At 69.8% G+C, this 17,700-nt stretch carries 19 protein-coding genes and 1 tRNA gene; 14 read left to right on the top strand and 6 right to left on the bottom strand.

The annotated features are described in order from the left end of the window. Window positions 1-3: 3 nt before the first annotated feature. Window positions 4-861, top strand: a complete 858-nt coding sequence (locus tag ABD108_RS06190; RefSeq protein WP_343929793.1) for a MaoC/PaaZ C-terminal domain-containing protein — start codon at window positions 4-6, stop codon at window positions 859-861. A 78-nt stretch (window positions 862-939) separates the two neighbouring features. On the opposite strand, the gene ABD108_RS06185 is transcribed toward ABD108_RS06190, so the two are convergent. Together ABD108_RS06185 and ABD108_RS06180 are read right to left on the bottom strand one after the other, a co-directional pair. Next, window positions 940-1,350, bottom strand: coding sequence for a nuclear transport factor 2 family protein (locus tag ABD108_RS06185; RefSeq protein WP_305111345.1), 411 nt, complete (start codon window positions 1,348-1,350; stop codon window positions 940-942). Window positions 1,351-1,358: 8 nt separating this feature from the next. Continuing rightward, complete coding sequence (locus ABD108_RS06180; protein WP_220657551.1) at window positions 1,359-2,225, bottom strand: TIGR03619 family F420-dependent LLM class oxidoreductase; 867 nt, start codon at window positions 2,223-2,225, stop codon at window positions 1,359-1,361. 133 nt (window positions 2,226-2,358) lie between these two features. Between ABD108_RS06180 and ABD108_RS06175 the strand changes: the two genes are divergently transcribed. The 5 genes from ABD108_RS06175 to ABD108_RS06155 are packed head-to-tail and all read left to right on the top strand — an operon-like array spanning window position 2,359 to window position 7,809. Continuing rightward, entirely contained in the window at window positions 2,359-4,614 is a 2,256-nt protein-coding gene (locus tag ABD108_RS06175) for an acyl-CoA dehydrogenase family protein (RefSeq protein WP_343929792.1), read from the top strand. Then, window positions 4,611-5,597, top strand: coding sequence for a bifunctional MaoC family dehydratase N-terminal/OB-fold nucleic acid binding domain-containing protein (locus tag ABD108_RS06170; RefSeq protein ID WP_343929791.1), 987 nt, complete (start codon window positions 4,611-4,613; stop codon window positions 5,595-5,597). Before ABD108_RS06175 ends, ABD108_RS06170 begins: the two co-directional genes overlap by 4 nt. Beyond that, window positions 5,594-6,010, top strand: coding sequence for a MaoC family dehydratase (locus ABD108_RS06165; protein ID WP_220657548.1), 417 nt, complete (start codon window positions 5,594-5,596; stop codon window positions 6,008-6,010). Before ABD108_RS06170 ends, ABD108_RS06165 begins: the two co-directional genes overlap by 4 nt. Next, window positions 6,007-7,179, top strand: a complete 1,173-nt coding sequence (locus tag ABD108_RS06160; protein ID WP_220657547.1) for a lipid-transfer protein — start codon at window positions 6,007-6,009, stop codon at window positions 7,177-7,179. The genes ABD108_RS06165 and ABD108_RS06160 overlap by 4 nt, the downstream gene beginning before the upstream one ends. A gap of 3 nt (window positions 7,180-7,182) precedes the next feature. Further along, window positions 7,183-7,809 carry a hotdog fold domain-containing protein gene (locus tag ABD108_RS06155; RefSeq protein WP_305111348.1) on the top strand — a complete coding sequence of 209 codons (627 nt, stop codon included), beginning with the start codon at window positions 7,183-7,185 and terminating at the stop codon, window positions 7,807-7,809. Here the strand turns inward: ABD108_RS06155 and ABD108_RS06150 are convergent, their stop codons facing one another. Both ABD108_RS06150 and ABD108_RS06145 read right to left on the bottom strand, forming a co-directional pair. Continuing rightward, window positions 7,810-8,505, bottom strand: coding sequence for a hypothetical protein (locus ABD108_RS06150; RefSeq protein WP_305111349.1), 696 nt, complete (start codon window positions 8,503-8,505; stop codon window positions 7,810-7,812). It abuts the gene before it with no gap. Between the two features lie 136 nt (window positions 8,506-8,641). After that, window positions 8,642-9,115, bottom strand: coding sequence for an SgcJ/EcaC family oxidoreductase (locus ABD108_RS06145; RefSeq protein ID WP_220657544.1), 474 nt, complete (start codon window positions 9,113-9,115; stop codon window positions 8,642-8,644). 275 nt (window positions 9,116-9,390) lie between these two features. On the opposite strand from ABD108_RS06145, the gene ABD108_RS06140 reads away from it, so the two are divergent. The 5 genes from ABD108_RS06140 to ABD108_RS06120 all read left to right on the top strand — a co-directional run bounded on the left by ABD108_RS06140 (window position 9,391) and on the right by ABD108_RS06120 (window position 12,184). Continuing rightward, on the top strand, window positions 9,391-10,311 hold the full coding sequence (locus tag ABD108_RS06140; protein ID WP_305111350.1) for an SPFH domain-containing protein: 921 nt from the start codon (window positions 9,391-9,393) through the stop codon (window positions 10,309-10,311). After that, entirely contained in the window at window positions 10,311-10,538 is a 228-nt protein-coding gene (locus ABD108_RS06135) for a type II toxin-antitoxin system antitoxin (RefSeq protein WP_013128435.1), read from the top strand. Before ABD108_RS06140 ends, ABD108_RS06135 begins: the two co-directional genes overlap by 1 nt. Window positions 10,539-10,601: 63 nt before the next feature. Then, the gene (locus ABD108_RS06130; RefSeq protein ID WP_343929790.1) at window positions 10,602-11,102 is read left to right on the top strand and encodes a DinB family protein; all 501 of its coding nucleotides are present in this window, start codon (window positions 10,602-10,604) and stop codon (window positions 11,100-11,102) included. 68 nt (window positions 11,103-11,170) lie between these two features. After that, a tRNA-Thr gene (locus ABD108_RS06125) sits at window positions 11,171-11,246 on the top strand. A 164-nt stretch (window positions 11,247-11,410) separates the two neighbouring features. Beyond that, on the top strand, window positions 11,411-12,184 hold the full coding sequence (locus ABD108_RS06120; RefSeq protein WP_220657540.1) for a S1 family peptidase: 774 nt from the start codon (window positions 11,411-11,413) through the stop codon (window positions 12,182-12,184). 10 nt (window positions 12,185-12,194) lie between these two features. Here the strand turns inward: ABD108_RS06120 and ABD108_RS06115 are convergent, their stop codons facing one another. After that, on the bottom strand, window positions 12,195-13,076 hold the full coding sequence (locus ABD108_RS06115) for a dihydrodipicolinate synthase family protein (RefSeq protein WP_343929789.1): 882 nt from the start codon (window positions 13,074-13,076) through the stop codon (window positions 12,195-12,197). A 30-nt stretch (window positions 13,077-13,106) separates the two neighbouring features. Then, on the bottom strand, window positions 13,107-13,886 hold the full coding sequence (locus tag ABD108_RS06110) for an aldolase (RefSeq protein ID WP_305111353.1): 780 nt from the start codon (window positions 13,884-13,886) through the stop codon (window positions 13,107-13,109). A gap of 158 nt (window positions 13,887-14,044) precedes the next feature. On the opposite strand from ABD108_RS06110, the gene ABD108_RS06105 reads away from it, so the two are divergent. The 3 genes from ABD108_RS06105 (at window position 14,045) to ABD108_RS06095 (ending at window position 17,622) form a co-directional block, all read left to right on the top strand. Further along, on the top strand, window positions 14,045-14,593 hold the full coding sequence (locus ABD108_RS06105) for a helix-turn-helix domain-containing protein (protein WP_305111354.1): 549 nt from the start codon (window positions 14,045-14,047) through the stop codon (window positions 14,591-14,593). Window positions 14,594-14,700: 107 nt separating this feature from the next. Next, a complete protein-coding gene (locus tag ABD108_RS06100) occupies window positions 14,701-15,918 on the top strand; it encodes a PucR family transcriptional regulator (protein WP_343929788.1) in 1,218 nt (405 codons plus the stop codon). Between the two features lie 207 nt (window positions 15,919-16,125). Continuing rightward, complete coding sequence (locus ABD108_RS06095; RefSeq protein WP_343929787.1) at window positions 16,126-17,622, top strand: flavin-containing monooxygenase; 1,497 nt, start codon at window positions 16,126-16,128, stop codon at window positions 17,620-17,622. The last annotated feature ends 78 nt before the right edge of the window (window positions 17,623-17,700 follow it).

The following is a 17,700-nucleotide window of genomic DNA, read 5'->3' as shown; positions in this document are numbered from 1 at the left end:
TTCATGCCCATCGATCCGTCCGTCGCGATCGGTGCCGATCTCGGCACCGCCGAATTCGCCTGGAGCACCTCCGATGTGCTGCTGTATCAGCTGGCCCTCGGCGCCGGTGCCGACCCGGTGTCGTCGCGCGAGCTGCGCTACGCCACCGAGAAGGACACCGTGGTGCTGCCGACCTTCGCCACGGTCGCGCAGAACTTCCATGCCACCGAGCCGCCGAAGGTGTCCTTCCCCGGCGTCGAGATCGACCTCGCGAAGGTGGTGCACGGCAGCCAGTCGGTGACCGCGCACCGCCCCCTTCCCACCAGCGGGAAGGCCGTCTCGCGCACCCGGATCAGCGATGTGCACGACAAGGGCAAGGCCGCGGTGATCTGGCAGGAGACCGAGGTGGTCGACGAGTCCGGCGAACCGCTGTGGACCGCCCGCTCGTCGATCTTCGCCCGCGGCGAGGGCGGCTTCGGCGGCGAGCGCGGACCATCGGACAGGATCGAGCTGCCCGACCGCGACGCCGATGTCACCGTGGACGTGCCCACACTCGGCCAGCAGGCGCTGCTCTACCGGCTCTGCGGCGACCGGAACCCGCTGCACTCCGACCCCGGCTTCGCGAAGGCCGCCGGCTTCGACGCGCCGATCCTGCACGGCCTGTGCACCTACGGGATCGTCGCCAAGGCCGTCACGGACGCCGTACTCGACGGTGACGCCTCCGCAGTGGGGTCGTGGTCGGCCAAGTTCGCCGGCATCATGCTGCCGGGCGAGACCCTGCGCGTGCGGATCTGGCACGACGGTGACCGGCACCTGGTGACCGCGGAGTCGGTGGAGCGGGCCGCGCCGGTACTCGCCGACGCGGTCTTCACCGCGCGCTAGCTACTGAAACCGGCGGTTTCCTCGGCGATACGACGTGACGCGTCGCAACGCGGAGGAAACCGCCGGTTTCCGTTCGGCTCAGGCGGGGCGGGCGGTGGCCATCGCGCGGTCGACCTCCCAGAAGGCACGCAGCGCCACGATCTTCCCGGCGTCGTCGACCTTGTACGTGAACACGCCCTCGGCGTCGATGATGTGGCCGCCGATCACGGTGCGGATCAGGCCGGTGAAGGCCACCTCGTCGCCGCAGGCGAAGCCGTCGCCGAACAGGAACTCCAGCGATTCGGCCACGCCGATGGTCTTGTCGTAGAACGCCGCGATCTCCTCGCGACCGTGGTGCCCCTTGCCCTCCGGGTCGAATCCCGATGGGCCCACCGGATCCTCGACCACGCCGTCGGCGGCGAACAGATCGAGCCAGGCCTGCTTGTCGTGGGCGCTGGCGGCGGCCTGCGAGGCGCGGCCGGCACGGACGGCGGGGTGGTCTTCGTTCATCGTGTCTCCTAGAACTTGCTGATCACGGAATCGGCGTAGCGGCGCAGGTTGTCGATCTTCGGCTGCAGCGGCTCCGTATCGGGGCCCAGCTGGTAGGGCAGCCGGAAGCCCACGATCACATCGGTCACGCCCTTGTCCTCCAGCCGCTTGATGCCGTCCACCGTGTAGGCGTCGAGCGAGATCACGTGGATCTCGAAGTCCTTCTTGTCGTGTTCGGCGCGCAGCTCGTCGATCCGGGCCAGCATCCGGTCGAGCTCCTCGCCGTCGCCGCCCGCGTGCATCCAGCCGTCGCACAGCCGCACCGCCCGCCGCAGGGCAGCGTCGGCATGGCCGCCCACCAGGATCGGCAGCGGCTCAGTGGGCACCGGCGAGATCTTGATCGAGGGGATGTCGTAGAACTCCCCGTGGTACTCGAAGTACTCCCCTGTGGACAGGCCGCGGACGATCTCGATGCACTCGTCCATGCGCTTGCCGCGCCGCTCGAAGGGCACGCCCATTATCTCGAAGTCCTCGGGCCACGGACTGATTCCCACGCCGAGCGAGAAGCGGTTGCCGCTGATCGCGGCGAGCGAGGCCGCCTGCTTGGCGACCAGCACCGGCGGCCGAATGGGGAGCTTGAGCACGAACGGGGTGAACCGCAGCGTGGTGGTGGAGGCGGCGAGCGTGGCGGCGAGCACGAAGGTCTCAACGAACTCCTTCCCGTCCAGGAACTCCCGGCTACCGTCCGGGGTGTACGGGTAGGTCGAGTCGGAGACCTCCGGATAGGCCACGCTGTCGGCCACGCACATGCCGTGGTAGCCCGCCTCCTCCGCCGCCTGCGCCAGGGGCACGTAGAAGGCCGGATCCGTCATCGCCTCCGCGTAGGTGAATCGCATCGTGGTCCCGTCTCTCGATCCGCTCTCTGTGAGCTGCCGGTCAGTTTCCCGACTCGCTTGCGGGCGCTGCGCCCACCTTGCTAAAAATAGAACACGTTTCACTGATTTTCAGCCGTATGAACCAGGAGTGTGCGTGGACTTCCACCCGGACGAGAACCAGGCCGCCGTCGCCGGTCTGGCGGCGGACGTGCTCGCGCGTTCGACGGAGCAGGGCGACTGGCGCGCCACCTGGACCGACCTCGCGCGCGCCGACCTGCTGGGCCTGCCCGCACCGGAGAGTGCCGGCGGCGCCGGACTCGGCGCGGAGGAGGTGGCCGCAGTCCTCACCGAGGCGGGGCGGCTGCACAGCACCGCTCCCCTGCTGCCCGCGCTGGCACTGGGCATCGCCCCGGTGGCCGCGTACGGCACGGAGGAGCAGCAACAGCGACTCCTGCCCGCGGCGCTGCGCGGCGAACAGCTCGTGGTGGGTGCCCTCAACGAGGCCGGGGCCGCGCTGCCCCGCCGGCCCCGCACCCGCGCGGAGCGCACCGCCGAGGGCTGGACGCTCACCGGCCGCAAGGTGGCGGTCGGCTACGGCCAGCACGCGACACACCTGCTGGTGAGCGCGACCACCGATTCCGGAGCCGCGGTCTTCCTCGTGGATCCCGAGGCGCCCGGCGTCACCGTGCGGCCGAGCCCCACCTCGTCCTCGGCGCCCGAGGCCACCGTCTACCTCGATGCGGTCGCAGTGCCGGACGACGCGGTGCTCGGCGCCGACGTCGACGGCGTGGTCGCTCGATCGGTGCGCGAGTACGGCCTACTCGGTGCCGCCGCGCTGGCCGACGGTGCGCTCGCCGGGGCCCTCGCGCTCACGGTCGACCATCTGCGCAAGCGGGAACAGTTCGGGCGGCCGCTGGCGGCCTTCCAGGCCGTCGCGCAGCAGATCGCCGACGTGTACATCGCCTCACGCACCCTGCACCTGGCCGCCACCAGCGCGGCGTGGCGCGTGGGCACCGGATCGGCGGCCGACGAGGCCACCGCGCTCGCCGCGTACTGGCTGGCCGCCGAGGCACCGGCGGCCGCGCGGACGTGCCATCACCTGCACGGCGGCGTCGGCGTGGATGCGACCTACCCGCTGCACCGGTTCTCCTCGCAGCTCAAGGATCTCGTCCGGTTCGTGGGCGGCGAGGTCGCGACGCTGCGCGATCTCACGATCGCCGACCGCGACGATTCCGTAACCGGCGGCGAAAACGGCAGGTTCATCGCCCTCACGGACGCGCAGCGCGCCCTGCAGTCCGAGCTGCGCGATTACTTCTCCACCCTGATGACGCCGGAGGAGCGCACCGCGATGCTGGTGCAGCGGCACGGCGAGGTGTTCCGGAACGTGGTGCGCCGCATGGGGCTCGACGACCGCCTGGGCGTGGGATGGCCCGCCGAGTTCGGCGGGCAGGGCTTCGGCCCCATCGAGCAGTACCTGTTCGTCAACGAGGCCTCCCGCGCCGATGTGCAGCTGCCCTCGGTGACCCTGCAGACCGTGGGCCCCACGCTGCAGGCCTTCGGCACCGATGCCCAGAAGGCGCAGTTCCTCCCGAAGATCCTCTCGGGCGAGGTGCATTTCGCGATCGGCTACACCGAGCCCGAGGCGGGCACCGACCTCGCCTCGCTGCGCACCACCGCCGTCCGCGACGGGGACCACTACGTGGTGACCGGGCAGAAGATCTTCACCACGGGCGGGCACGACGCCGACTACGTGTGGATGGCGGTGCGCACCGACCCGGACGCCCCCAAGCACAAGGGCATCTCGATCCTGATCCTGGACACGAGCGATCCCGGGTACAGCTGGACCCCGATCATCACCGCCGACGGCGCGCATCACGTGAACGCCACGTACTACAACGACGTCCGGGTGCCGGTGGACATGCTGGTGGGCGTCGAGAACGAGGGCTGGAAGCTGATCACCACCCAGCTCAATCACGAGCGGGTCATGCTCGGCCCGTCCGGCCGGATCGGCTCGCTGTACGACCGGGTGACCGCCTGGGCGGCGGACCACGGCCTCGACGCCGACCCCGATGTGGCCGCGGCACTCGCGAAGGTGCGCGCCGCCGAGCTCATCAACGAGCTGTTGAACTGGCAGGTGGCCGCCGCCGAGGCGGGCGGCCCCGTGGACGTGGCGGACGCCTCCGCCACCAAGGTCTTCGGCTCCGACCGGATCCAGGGCCTCACCGCGCTGCTCGAGGACGTGGTGGGCACCCACGGCGATCCCGGGGAGGCGGCCACGGGCGAGCTGCTGCACTGGCTGGACGTGCAGGCCAAGCGGAACCTGGTGCTCACCTTCGGCGGTGGCGTCAACGAGATCCAGCGCGAGCTGATCGCCCTCATGGGCCTGCAGTTGCCGCGGGTGCCGCGATGAGCGCGCCCGAGACGGACGCGGTGCTCGCGGCCGCGGAACGCATTCGCGCCCTCGGCGATTCCGCACCGCGCACCGGCCGGGATCCGGTGAACCAGCCGATGATCAACAACTGGACCGAGGCCATCGGCGACACCAATCCGCTGTACTCGGACCCGGCGTTCGCGGAGCGCTCGCGGTTCGGCGGGGCGGTCGCGCCACCGGCGATGGCGCAGGTGTGGACCATGAACGGGCTGCACGGCACGCGCGCCGACGACGATCCGCTGGGCCTGATCACCGCCGCCCTCGACGAGGCCGGCTACACGTCGGTGGTGGCCACCAACTCGAACCAGACCTACCACCGGCACCTGCGCGTCGGCGAGGAGGTGACCGCCTCGTCCCGCCTGGAGGACGTGGTGGGCCCCAAGAAGACCGCCCTCGGCGAGGGCTGGTTCTTCACCACCCGCACGCTGTGGCGAGTGGGCGACGAGGTGGTGGCCGAGATGGTCTTCCGGCTGCTGAAGTTCCGGCCACCGTCCGCCGACACTCCCTCGATCCCGGAGGCCGGGCCGAGCGGACGGATCGTGGACGCCTCGGGATACGCGGGCGGCGTGCTGCGCCCGGTGATCTCACGCGACACCGCCTTCTACTGGGAGGGCGCCAAGGTGGGCGAGCTGCGCATCCAACGCTGGGGCGCGACGGACTCGCCGACGCTACGACACCCGCCCGGACCGATGGACCCGAACGGCGACCTCGCGGCGGTGCCCGACTACGTGGTCTCCCCCGGCACCGGCACGGTGTTCAGCTTCGTGGTGCACCACCACCCGAAGGTGCCCGGCAAGCGGCTCCCCTTCGTGGTGGCCCTCGTGGAACTCGACGAGGGCGTACGCGTGCTGGGCGAACTGATCGACGTCGACCCCGCCGACGTGCGGATCGGCATGGCCGTGCACGCGGTCTTCCTCCGTGTGGACGACGACCTGACCCTGCCCGCCTGGGAGGTGGCATGAGCGCTCCGCAGACCCTGCGCGCCGGTGATGTAACGGTGGGAACACCACTGCCGCCCCTCCAGATCCACGCCACGCCCACGTTCGTGACGAGTACGGCGATCGCGACCCGCGACTTCCAGGACGTGCATCACGACCGCGATGCGGCGCACGCCCGCGGCAGCAAGGACATCTTCGTGAACATCCTCACCGACAACGGCCTCGTGCAGCGGTACGTGACCGACTGGGCGGGACCGGAGGCGTTCGTGCGCGCCATCGACATCCGGCTCGGCGTGCCCTGCTACGCCTACGACACGCTCACCTTCTCCGGCACCGTGACCGCGGTCGAGGGCGACCGCGTGACCGTGGCGGTGACCGCGAAGGACAGCCTCGGCGACCACATCACCGGGACCGCGACGGTGGAGCTGCCCGCATGAGCGCGCTGAGCGGCCGGGCCGCGATCGCCGGTATCGGCGCCACCGAGTTCTCCAAGGACTCCGGCCGCAGCGAGCTGCGGCTGGCGGTCGAATGCGTGCGGGCGGCGCTGGACGACGCCGGCCTCACGCCGCAGGACGTGGACGGGCTGACCACCTTCACGATGGACACCAATTCGGAGATCGCCGTGGCCCGTGAGCTGCGCATCCCCGAGCTGAAGTTCTTCAGCCGCATCAACTTCGGTGGCGGTGCCGCCGCAGCCACGGTGCAGCAGGCGGCCATGGCGGTGGCCACCGGCGTGGCCGATGTGGTGGTGGCCTACCGCGCCTTCAACGAACGCTCGGGTCACCGGTTCGGCCAGGTGTCGAGCGCCGCGGCGCAGCAGGTGAACACCAACGGCATCGACAACGCCTTCCACTACCCGGCCGGAATCGCCACGCCCGCAGCCACCGTCGCGATGGCGGCGCGCCGCTACATGCACGACTTCGGGGCCACCAGCGAGGACTTCGGCCGGGTGGCGGTGATCGACCGGGCCCGCGCCGCGACGAATCCGCTGGCCTGGTTCCACGGCAAGCCGATCACGCTGGAGGAGCACCAGGCGTCGAAGTTCGTGGCGGAACCGCTGCACCTGCTGGACTGCTGCCAGGAGTCCGACGGCGGTGTCGCGCTGGTGATCACCAGCGCCGAGCGCGCACGCGACCTGAAGCAGACGCCGGCCGTGATCGCCGCGGCCGCCCAGGGCAGCGGACCCGATCAGTACGTGATGACCAGCTACTACCGCGACGGCCTCACCGGGCTCCCCGAGATGGGCGTGGTGGGTGGGCAGCTGTGGTCGCAGTCGGGGTTCACCCCGCAGGACATGGACCTCGCGGTGCTCTACGACCACTTCACGCCGTACGTGCTCATGCAGCTCGAGGAGCTCGGCTTCTGCGGGCGCGGCGAGGCACCGGGATACCTGGCGGCCGGTAGCTGCGAGCTCGACGGTGCGCTGCCGCTCAACCCGCACGGCGGGCAGCTCGGCGAGGCGTACATCCACGGCATGAACGGCATCGCGGAGGCGGTGCGCCAGCTGCGCGGCACCGCCGCGAACCAGGTGGCCGGGGCGTCGAGGGCCGTGGTGACCGCGGGGACCGGGGTTCCGACCAGCGGTTTGGTGCTGAGTAAGGTCTGATCCATGACTGAGGCCGATTCGGAGAAGGTGGACCTGCGGAGCGAGATTCCGCGGTTCAAGCCGGCCACCCCGCCGGCGGCGTTCGGCGAGTTCGTGGAGAACATGCGCCGGCTGCAGGACCTCGCGGTGAGCATCGACGCGCCCGACGAGGTGTACGCCGCCGCGCAGGAGAAGACCGCCGAACTGATCGAGCTGCTGGCCCCGTTCGAGGCGCGCGAGGGCAAGGGCCCCGCGAACCGGTCGATGCAGCTACCCGGCCGCGGCAGCCTGCTGATGCCGCCGTGGAAGGTGGAGAAGTTCGACGAGGAGTCCGTGGTCGCCACAGGCGTCCTGCGGCGCTACCACCTGGGCGGGGGCGGCGTGGCGCACGGCGGTGTACTGCCCCTGATCTTCGACGACAACTTCGGCATGGTGGTGTACGCGGCGAAGCGGCCGATCAGCCGCACCGCGTACCTGCACGTCAACTACCGCAAGGTGACTCCGCTGAACGTGCCGCTGGCGATCGAGGGCAAGGTGGACCGCGTGGACGGTCGCAAGACCTTCATCACGGCGCGGCTCACCGAGGAGGACGGCACCCTGCTCGCCGACGGCGAGGGCCTCATGGTGCAGTTGCTCCCCGGCCAGCCCTGATTACTTGCCGCCGCCCAGCGCGGAATCGATGCCGCTGACGTCGGTGATGATCCAGTTCTGCTTGGTGTCGATGGTGACCGCGTAGGTGGCGACCGACGGAATACCCTGCGGCCGCTGCGTGCTCTTGGTGATCACGTTGACGAAGACGTTGGCCTGGATCACGCCGTCCTGATTCGACTTCACCACCGAACCGAGCGGGGTGGCGGTGGACTGCCACTGCATCGGCACGAAGACCTGCTCGAGTTCCGTGGACGCCTGCTGCAGGGAGGTCGCGAGCGACGGAGTGGTATTGGCGCCCAGCGCCGTCCGCCACGGGGCGAGGTTCTGGTAGTCCACCGTGGCGGCACCCACCGCGTACTTCGTGGCCACATCCTCGGCCCGCTTGTTCTGATCCTCGGTGGCCTGCACTGCCGTGAGCTGCGCCCCGGCGTCGTCGCGCTCCGAGGCCGCGGAGGACCAGAGGAATCCGAGGGCGGTGGCGATCACGGCGAGCACCACGACCGCGGCGGCGAGACCCATCGCGAGCGGCGAGACGGTGACGCCCTTCGCCTGCTGCTGGTCCGGAGCCGGCTTCGGCGCGGCGGACGTGCGCGCCGACACGGGCTTAGTGACGGCCTCGGGCTGATCGTCCGGCGTGCCCGGCTCGGCAGTGCCGACGGCGCCGGTCTTCTCGTCGGTCTCCGATGTGGTGGCCATTTCGAGTCCCCTTCCCCGCATGATCACCGACATAAGCCCAGCTGAGAGCCACTACGGATGCGGTTATGTGAGCAGAACTGTAACACGTTCCAGTTCTGCCGCGGGTGGGGTTTCCGCAGATCGATCGGGTGCGAACCTACCCGGCGCGCGACTGCCGCGCGGCGGGATCGTCGAAGACGGCCGTGGACTGGGCCGCGGCGATGCGCCAGGCCCCGTCGTCCTTGGACAGCACGTACAGCGGGGCCGAATCCGGGGCGCCGGGCAGCGGCGCACCGTCGAGCCCGAGGGGCCGCACCCGCACGCTGACCGCGGCCACATCGGGCCGGACGAAGAGGATGCGCTCGACCCGGTAGTGCGCACCGCCGCGGCGCATCGACCCGCTGACGGTGCGGGCGACGAAGGCGTCGATGGCGGCGCGGCCGTGCAGGCGCCGGCCGTGCGCGGTGGTCCACACCGCGTCGTCGCGGAACAGCGTGCGCACGCGAGGAACACTGCCGGTCCGCTGCGCCTCCAGCACCTCGGCCACGAACTCGACGATCGCCGCGGTATCGGCGGGAGCGCCGTCGCCGAGGATCTCCGGGGCAGCGCGATCGAATGCGTCGTCAGACATGCCTCAAGGCTCGCCTATCAACCCCCGTTGAGGTCAAGGCTTCGATTCAGCGTGGTTGGATCACTCGCCGGTCCGAGCGGCGGTAGTACAGCTCGTTGACCAGGCGCAGGATCAGCAGCACGCCCAGGAGGATCAGCAGAAAGGTCATGGGAGAAGACGCTAGATCCGAGTGCGATCGCAGAACAGGGAGCTTGACGCGTTCCTGACGACTCCTTGACGCCCCCTCCAAGAAACTGATATCACTTAAATAAGTGATATCAGAATAAGGAGGGGTGATGACCGACATCGTTCAACCCGAGGACACGCAGGTGGCCATCTCCGAGCGACCCGCCTGGCACGCCGGCTCGGGGGCGGCCGTCGCAGCGTTCTTCGCGGTCATCGTGCTGCTCGGGGGCGCCGCGGGCTTCGTGGCGCTCGCGGCCAAGCAGTCCGCGCCGGGGTTCATCGCGGGCACCGTGATCCTGGTGATCGCCGCCGCGCTGTTGGCCAGCATGATCGTCATGGTCTCGCCCGGCCACACCCTGGTGGTGCAGCTGTTCGGCAAGTACCTCGGCACGGTCCGCTCCACGGGCCTCGGCCTGGTCGTCCCCCTCACCACCCGGCGCCAGGTGTCGGTGCGCGTGCACAACTTCGAGACCGCCGAGCTCAAGGTGAACGACTCCACCGGCAATCCCGTGAACATCGCGTCGATCATCGTGTGGCAGGTGGCCGACACCGCCCGCGCCACGTTCGCCGTGGAGGACTACGAGGAGTTCATCATCTCGCAGGCGGAATCGGCCCTGCGGCACGTGACCACGAGCCACCCCTACGACGCCGACGATGCCGATACCGACGCGACGAGCCTGCGCGGATCGACCGATCAGGTGGCCGCCGAGCTCGCCGAACAGGTGGCCGCGCGCGTCGAGCTGGCCGGCCTGGAGATCCTCGAGGCCCGCATCTCCTCGCTGGCCTACGCCCCCGAGATCGCCCAGGCGATGCTGCAGCGGCAGCAGGCCTCGGCGTTGCTCGCGGCGCGGGAGAAGATCGTGGAGGGCGCGGTGGGCATCGTCGAGAACGCACTGACCCGGCTCGAGGACAACGGCACCGTCGAACTCGACGACGAGCGGCGGGCCGCGATGGTCTCGAACCTGCTGGTGGTGCTCTGCTCCGACAGTCGCACCACCCCGGTGGTGAACACGGGCAGCCTGTACAGCTAGTGGATTCCGAGCACGCACCCGAGCGTCCGGAGCGGGGCCGCAAGGCGGTTCCGCTCCGGATCGACCCGGCGGTCTACCAGGCGCTCGCGAAGTGGGCGGCCGACGATCTGCGCAGCGTGAACGCGCAGATCGAATTCCTGCTGCGCCGCGCGCTCGACGATGCCGGGCGCATGCCCGCCAAGGCCCGCCCGATGCGCGGGCCTGGTCGCCCGTCGCAGAACAACTGATCCTGCCGCGCACCGCGACTTACCCACGGGTGGAGTCCGATGCGCCGCTGCTAGATTCATCTCATGACGCAGCCGACGATCGAGCGCGCCGCAATCGAAGCGCCACTGCGACAACAGCTCGAGGTCTTCCTCGACGAACATCGATCCCGGCTGGCGGCCACTCTCGATGGACTCACAGAGGATGAGGCGCGGGCGGCGCTCGTGCCCTCCCGCACCACGCTGCTGGGACTGGTCAAACACGCCGCGTTCGTCGAGAAGGTGTGGTTCGACTCCGCACTGTCCGGCCGGAGCCGGGGAGAGATCGGCATACCGCAGACCCCCGACGAATCCTTCGTTCTCGACGACAGCGACACCATCGCGGCGGTGCTCGCCGCACACACGGACGCCTGTTCGGCGTCACGGCGCGCCACCGCGGGCCTTGGTCTCGATCATGTCTTCCCCGGGCACCGACTCGGGCCACTGCCGCTCCAGTGGGTGTACCTCCACGCTCTGCGCGAGTACGCGCAGCACCTCGGGCACGCCGACATCCTGCGCGAGCAGGTGCTGGCGAAGCGGCCCAGCTGAGCCGTGCGTTTGGTGCCCGCCGGGACGATCAGTACACTTGGTCCTCGGTCCTGCCTCGGTAGGGCCACGCCGCCTTAGCTCAGTCGGTAGAGCGCTTCACTCGTAATGAAAAGGTCGGGGGTTCGATTCCCCCAGGCGGCTCCACCACGGATTGCCCCTCCCCACCCCCCTGTCGCGCGTTCCATCCCCGCACACGGATTCGTGAATTCACTGTGCCGTAGAGCGAAATGCACTGATCCGCTACCCTAAACTCCGGCCAGGAATTCCGCCGCACCGGAGTGCGGTGCAGAACGAGACGGGGGACAGCAATGCGAGCACGGTCAGCTCTGCCAGGCGCGATCGCCGGAACCATCACCGCGATCCTGACAGCCGGGCTCGGCGCTCCCGCCGCCCAGGCAGTGCCCGCACCGCCTGCGCCCGCACCGGCCGTCACCGTGGGCCCCGGTTCGGCGATCAGCATCGCCAAGAAGGAGAACCCGGACGGCACCGTCGATGCTTCGCGCTGCACCCTGGGCTTCATCGCCGTGCGTCCGGACGGCAGCCGCGTGGGCCTCATCGCCGGTCACTGCGGCACGACCGGGCAGCGCATCGGCGTCCCCGCTCCCGGCAAGCCGAACACCATCCGCGAGATCGGGCGGGTCGCGAACTCGTCCAACCCGCCGACTCGCGTCAACCCGGACACCGGCAAGCGCGGCCCTGCCGACCCGTCGGCCCCCGACTGGGCGGTGCTCGAGTTCCGCCCGAACGTCACGACCACCGCGGGCAAGGGCGCGGTCCAGCCCCGGAGCGTGGGCATCGCTCGCGCCGGCGACCGCGTGTGCCAGCAGGGCGTGACCACCGGGTGGCGGTGCGGTGTGGTGATCAAGGCCGATGCCCGGCAGATCGCGACCGATATCGCCTCGCGGCAGGGCGACAGTGGCGGGCCCCTGATCCGGCTGTCCGACGGGGCCGCGCTCGGCATCGTCTCGTCGATCCTGACCGGTGACCCCGCCGTGGCCAGGACCTACTACTGGACCGTGAGCGACTCGCTGGCCCGCGCCGGTGGCCTCACCCTGGCCACCGTCGGGCCCGCCCGCATCTGACCCGGGCGCGTCAGCCCACGCCGGCTGCGGTGAGGAGCCTGCTCAGCTCCTCCGACTCGGCGTCGTCGAGCGGCAGCAGGGGTCGCCGAGGATGGCCCGCGGCGATGCCCGTGAGCGTGAGCCCCGCCTTCACGGTGGTCGGCAGTCCACGCGCGACGATGAACTCCAGAAGCGGCCGGATCTGCGCGAAGCGTTCTTCGGCGAGGGCGTCGTCGCCCGCCGCGACGGCGGCGTGGAAATCGCGTACCTGCTCCGGGATCAGACACGGTGCGGCCGTGCACCATCCGGCCGCCCCCGCCTGGAAGGCCTTGAGTGCGAGCGGGTTACTGCCGTTGAAGAAGGGCAGTGTTCCTCCGCTGAGCTCGCGGAGCCGGTGCATGCGGTCGATATCGCCGGTGGACTCCTTGACCATGGTGATGTTCTCGACATCACGCACCAGTTCCCAGAGCTGTTCGGGCGCGAGATCGATCCCCGCGGTCGCCGGATTGTTGTAGACCATCACGGGGATCGACACGGCCCCCGCGATCGCCTCGAAGTGCCGCTGCACCTCGGTCGCGGTGAGCTTCCAGTACGAGACCGGCAGTGCCATCACCACATCGGCGCCGAGCCCCTCGGCGATCCGGGCCCGTTCCGCAGCCCCGTGCGTGGTGAGATCGGAGACCCCGACCACGGTGGGGACGCGGCAGCCGATGTGGGTCACGGTGCTCGCCACCACCTGCGTCCACTCCGTGAGGTCCAGATACGCGGATTCGCCGGTGCTCCCGAGCGGGGCCACGGCGGAACAGCCACCGTCCACGAGGCGGTCGAGCACTCGGTGCAGGGCGAGATGATCCACGGTCCCGTCCGCGGCGAACGGGGTGATGGGATAGGCGACGATGCCGGAGACGGTCATGCGATTTCCTTCACTGGTCGGTGTTGACGCTCAGACGGCGTCGGGGTGGGTGCGGAGGGCGCGGCGCGCGTAGTACTGGAAATTCGCCTCGCTGCGGCGGTGCGACAGGGTCCAGTCGTGGGCTTCGCGGGCGAGCCGCGGTGGCAGCGGAGCGATCTCGCCCGCGCTCATGGCGAGCAGTTGCAGGCGGGCCGCCCGCTCGATCAGGTGGGCCAGCGAGCAGGCCTCCTCGATCGTCGTGCCCACCACCAGCTGGCCGTGGTGGGCCAACAGGATCGCGCGCTTATCGCCGAGCGCCTCGGAGATGATCTCGCCCTCCTCGTTCCCGACGGGGACACCCGGCCAGTCCTTGAGGAATGCGCAGTCGTCGTACAGCGGCGCGATGTCCATCTGCGAGACCTGCAGCGGCACTTCGAGCATCGACAGCGCGGCGACGTGCAGCGGATGCGTGTGCACGATGCAGTTCACATCCGGCCGCGCGCGGTAGACCCAGCTGTGGAAGCGGTTCGCGGGGTTGGCCATGCCGTCGCCGGCGAGGACGGTGAGATCCTCGTCGACCAGTAGGAGGTTGTCGGCGGTGATCTCGTCGAAACCGAGGCCGAGACGCTGCGTCCAGAAGGTGCCCGGCTCGTCTCCGCGGGCGGAGATCTGCCCGGCGAGCCCGGAATCGTGCCCCGCGTCGTACAGGGCGCGGCAGGTGAGCGCGAGCTTCTGCCGATCGGTCCACTCCTGCGTGATCATCGTCGTGTCCATCGCCCGCTGGGCGGTGTCCATCAACTCCTGTTTGCCGAGCCCCATCGTCGATGCCATATCAGCACAAGACCTTTCAGTTCCGGGTCCGCTGGTCGAACCCGATTCCCACCGTAGGACACTTGTGTCCTATCATCAACTGGGGTCCTGTGCGGTAGGATCGATCCCGCTACCGGATGGAGCACAAGCAACGAAGAAGAACAGGGCGGGCGAGACCGATGTCGGCGATGGTGCGGGCGCGACGATTGAGCGCGGGACTGACCCTCGACGCCCTCGCCGAGCGCGTGGGGGTCACGAAGAGCTACCTGTCGAAGGTCGAACGAGGCCGCAGCACACCGTCGATCGCGATCGCGCTGCGGATCGCCGAGGCGCTCGGCGTGGACGCCGCCGAGATCTTCGTGGACCGGGATGAGACCGATTCCGGCGGTGTCACCATTGAACGCGCCGCACAGCGCATCACCCCGGGCCGAGCCGACCGTCCGATCTACGATCCGGTCGCCGCGGCACTCTCGGGCAAGCAGATGCATCCCTTCGTGGTCCACCCCCCGCACGAGAAGTCCGACCCGGTGCACCACGACGGCGACGAATTCGTCTACGTCATCGCCGGCACGCTCGGTCTCACCGTGGACGGCACCGAGACACCGCTCGAGACCGGCGACTGCGCATACTTCTCCGCGACGCTGCCCCACCGGCTCCGCTCACTGTCCGAGACCCCGGCCACCGCACTCCTCGTGACCACCGTGACGCGACACCACGCCCCGGCCTGACATCCTCACTGCGCCCCGGTGACCGTCATCCTGGGACGAGTCCGGCCCGGTGCCCCCGGGCCGCTGGCGCCTGCGCGAGAATCGACGGACAGATCGAAGGGACCTCGATGCGCAAGACCTGGCCCGAACCGTCGGAGCGGGTGAAGGAGCTGATCCGCCGCGGCGCGGAGATCGCGAGCAATCCGCCCGAGGAATGGGTGGCCGAGCTCCACGACGCGACGCTGGCCGGGGCCATCATGCAGGGCATCGCCGCCGATCCCACGCTCGCCGAACTGGTCCGCCAGTCCAACACCGCCGCGATGCTGCTGTGGGCCACCCACAACCTGCGCCACCCCGGCGCCCGGGTACCGCCCAACACCGACGACGAGGCCCTCGCCGTCGCCCGTGACCTGGTGCGACGGGGCCTCGACCTGCACGGCATCGACTCCTACCGCACCGGACTGAACGCGGCGTGGCGACGCTGGATGGAGCTGTGCTTCACCCTCACCGACGATCCGGAGGAACTGCGCGACCTGCTCGCCGTGACCTGGGAATCGATGTCGGTGTACATCGACGACACCATCACCGCGATCGCCGTGCGCATGGCCGCCGAACGCGACCAACTGACCACCGGGACCAACGCGGACCGTCTGGCCACGATCTCTCTGGTCCTGCAGGGCGCGCCCATCGCCCGGGACCGGGCCGAACAACAGCTCGGCTACCGCCTCACCGGACCGCACACGGCCGCCGTCGTCTGGACCACCGGCGATGCCGCCGACCTCGACGCCGCCGCGCAGGCCCTGGCCCGGCACGCGGGGACCGCGCGACCGCTCACCGTGGTGGCCAGCGCCTCGGCCCTGTGGGTATGGCTCCCCGGCACCGTGGTCCCCCACAGCGCCGAACTGGCACGCGAACTGGCCGATCACCCCGAGGTCCGGGTGGCACTGGGCCGGCCGGGCGACGACCTCGACGGCTTCCGGCGCAGCCACCTCGACGCCGGTGCGGCGCAGCGCCTCCTCAGCCGGCTCGGCTCGCCGCGGCACGTGGCCCGCTACGACGACATCGCGCTGATCTCACTGATCACGGCCGACACCGCCAAGGCCGACGAGTTCGTGCACGACACCCTGGGCGAGCTGCTGACCGCCGACCAGGACACCCGCGACACCGTGGCCACCTACGTGAGCGAGCAGTTCAACACCTCCCGCACCGCGGAGCGGCTGTACACCCACCGCAACACGGTGATCCGCCGCCTGGCCCGCGCCGACGAGCTGCTCCCCCGCCCGCTCGCCGAGAACCCGACCGGGGTGGCCGTCGCCCTCGACGTACTGCGCTGGCTGGCGCCCTGAGCGCTCGCGAAACTGCTCCGCAGCGGCTTGGCGTGGACATAGTGTCCGCGGCGGCCCTGTGGTGTGCATTTTCGCGAGGCACCGCGTGACGATCTGCACAACGCCGTAGGGCAACCGGGTGCATTCTGCTGTGGCCCGCGCCACCGCCGCCGCGAGAGAGTAGGGCATCGGTTCTATCACTGAGCCCCATCAGCAGGAGAAACAGCTATGACGAGCAGCACCCCCGAGCACCTCGACATCCTGGTCATCGGCGCCGGAATCTCCGGCATCGGCGCCGGCCACTACATCCGCACCGAGCTGCCCACCAAGACCTTCGCCATCCTCGAGGGCCGCGACACCTTCGGCGGCACCTGGGACCTGTTCAAGTACCCCGGCATCCGCTCGGACTCCGACCTGCACACCTTCGGCTACGAGTTCAAGCCCTGGGAGAGCAAGGACTCCATCGCCGACGCGCACAAGATCATCGACTACCTGCAGGAGACGATCGACGAGAACGACCTCGGCGACAAGATCCGCTACAACCACAAGGTGATCTCGGCCGACTGGTCGAGCGAGGACGCCCGCTGGACACTGACCATCGAGCGCGACGGCGAGCCCACCACGCTGACCGCGAACTGGATCCTGTTCGGCAGCGGCTACTACGACTACGAGCAGGGCTTCACCCCCGAGTTCGCCGGCCGCGACCGCTTCGCCGGCCAGATCATCCACCCGCAGTTCTGGCCCGAAGACCTCGACTACACGGGCAAGAAGGTGGTCGTGATCGGCTCCGGCGCCACCGCCGTGACCCTGGTCCCGTCGCTGCTGACCGGCGACAAGACCGCCGGCCACGTCACCATGCTGCAGCGCACGCCGACGTACATCATGCCGGTGCCCAAGCAGGACCCCATCACGAACACCCTGCACAAGGTGTTCGGCCACAAGATCGGTCACGATCTGTCCCGCAAGCGCTTCATCTGGCAGCAACGCGGCGTGTACGTCTTCGCGCAGCGCTTCCCGAAGGCCGCCCGCAAGATCATCCGCAACGAGAACGCCAAGCGCCTACCCAAGGACTTCCCGGTGGACGTGCACTTCAACCCGCCCTACAACCCCTGGGACCAGCGGCTGTGCGCCGTGCCCGACGGCGACCTGTTCAAAGCGATCCGCAGCGGCAAGGCCGACGTGGCCACCGACAAGATCGCCACGTTCGACGAGACCGGCATCGAGCTGGCCAGCGGCGAGCGCCTGGACGCCGACATCATCGTGACGGCCACGGGCCTGAAGCTGAAGCTGCTCGGCGGCGTGACGCTCTCGGTCGACGGCCGCGAGGTGGACGTGCCGAACGCCGTGATCCACCGCGGCGCGATGCTCTCCGGCGTCCCGAACGCCGCGCTGGCGATCGGCTACACGAACTCGTCGTGGACGCTCAAGGTGGGCATGCTGTGGAAGTACATCACCAAGCTGATCAACACCATGGACCGGCAGGGGCAGGACGTGGCCGTGGCCGTGGCCGATCCCGATATGGCCACCCGCCCCGCCCTCGATTTCGAGGCCGGCTACGTGCAGCGCGCCCTCGCCGAGCTGCCGCGGCAGGGCGAGGCCGATGACTGGCGCATGTCGATGAGCTACTTCGAGGACGCCAAGCGGCTCAGCAGCGAACTGTCGCTGGACGAGAGCTCGGGCCTGCGCCTGTCGTCGAGCACGCGGACGGCGCCCGCGAGCGTCTGACCGGTTCCACCGAGGCGCCCTCTCCCGCGTTCCGCAGCACCGCGCACCCGCGCGGGGTACCTTCGCTGCGGACGCCGA

The organism is Tsukamurella strandjordii (genome assembly GCF_039525985.1).
GTDB lineage: Bacteria > Actinomycetota > Actinomycetes > Mycobacteriales > Mycobacteriaceae > Tsukamurella > Tsukamurella strandjordii.
Note: the sequence above shows the minus strand (reverse complement) of the source record. Positions and strands in the feature narration are given on the sequence as shown.

Bases quoted from the DNA above. Each gene is read 5' to 3' on its own strand.
- ABD108_RS06190 (WP_343929793.1), top strand. From the start codon at position 4: ATGCCCATCGATCCGTCCGTCGCGATCGGTGCCGATCTCGGCACCGCC.
- ABD108_RS06185 (WP_305111345.1), bottom strand. From the start codon at position 1,350: ATGAACGAAGACCACCCCGCCGTCCGTGCCGGCCGCGCCTCGCAGGCC.
- ABD108_RS06180 (WP_220657551.1), bottom strand. From the start codon at position 2,225: ATGCGATTCACCTACGCGGAGGCGATGACGGATCCGGCCTTCTACGTG.
- ABD108_RS06170 (WP_343929791.1), top strand. From the start codon at position 4,611: ATGAGCGCGCCCGAGACGGACGCGGTGCTCGCGGCCGCGGAACGCATT.
- ABD108_RS06165 (WP_220657548.1), top strand. From the start codon at position 5,594: ATGAGCGCTCCGCAGACCCTGCGCGCCGGTGATGTAACGGTGGGAACA.
- ABD108_RS06160 (WP_220657547.1), top strand. From the start codon at position 6,007: ATGAGCGCGCTGAGCGGCCGGGCCGCGATCGCCGGTATCGGCGCCACC.
- ABD108_RS06155 (WP_305111348.1), top strand. From the start codon at position 7,183: ATGACTGAGGCCGATTCGGAGAAGGTGGACCTGCGGAGCGAGATTCCG.
- ABD108_RS06150 (WP_305111349.1), bottom strand. From the start codon at position 8,505: ATGGCCACCACATCGGAGACCGACGAGAAGACCGGCGCCGTCGGCACT.
- ABD108_RS06145 (WP_220657544.1), bottom strand. From the start codon at position 9,115: ATGTCTGACGACGCATTCGATCGCGCTGCCCCGGAGATCCTCGGCGAC.
- ABD108_RS06140 (WP_305111350.1), top strand. From the start codon at position 9,391: ATGACCGACATCGTTCAACCCGAGGACACGCAGGTGGCCATCTCCGAG.
- ABD108_RS06130 (WP_343929790.1), top strand. From the start codon at position 10,602: ATGACGCAGCCGACGATCGAGCGCGCCGCAATCGAAGCGCCACTGCGA.
- ABD108_RS06120 (WP_220657540.1), top strand. From the start codon at position 11,411: ATGCGAGCACGGTCAGCTCTGCCAGGCGCGATCGCCGGAACCATCACC.
- ABD108_RS06115 (WP_343929789.1), bottom strand. From the start codon at position 13,076: ATGACCGTCTCCGGCATCGTCGCCTATCCCATCACCCCGTTCGCCGCG.
- ABD108_RS06110 (WP_305111353.1), bottom strand. From the start codon at position 13,886: ATGGCATCGACGATGGGGCTCGGCAAACAGGAGTTGATGGACACCGCC.
- ABD108_RS06105 (WP_305111354.1), top strand. From the start codon at position 14,045: ATGTCGGCGATGGTGCGGGCGCGACGATTGAGCGCGGGACTGACCCTC.
- ABD108_RS06100 (WP_343929788.1), top strand. From the start codon at position 14,701: ATGCGCAAGACCTGGCCCGAACCGTCGGAGCGGGTGAAGGAGCTGATC.
- ABD108_RS06095 (WP_343929787.1), top strand. From the start codon at position 16,126: ATGACGAGCAGCACCCCCGAGCACCTCGACATCCTGGTCATCGGCGCC.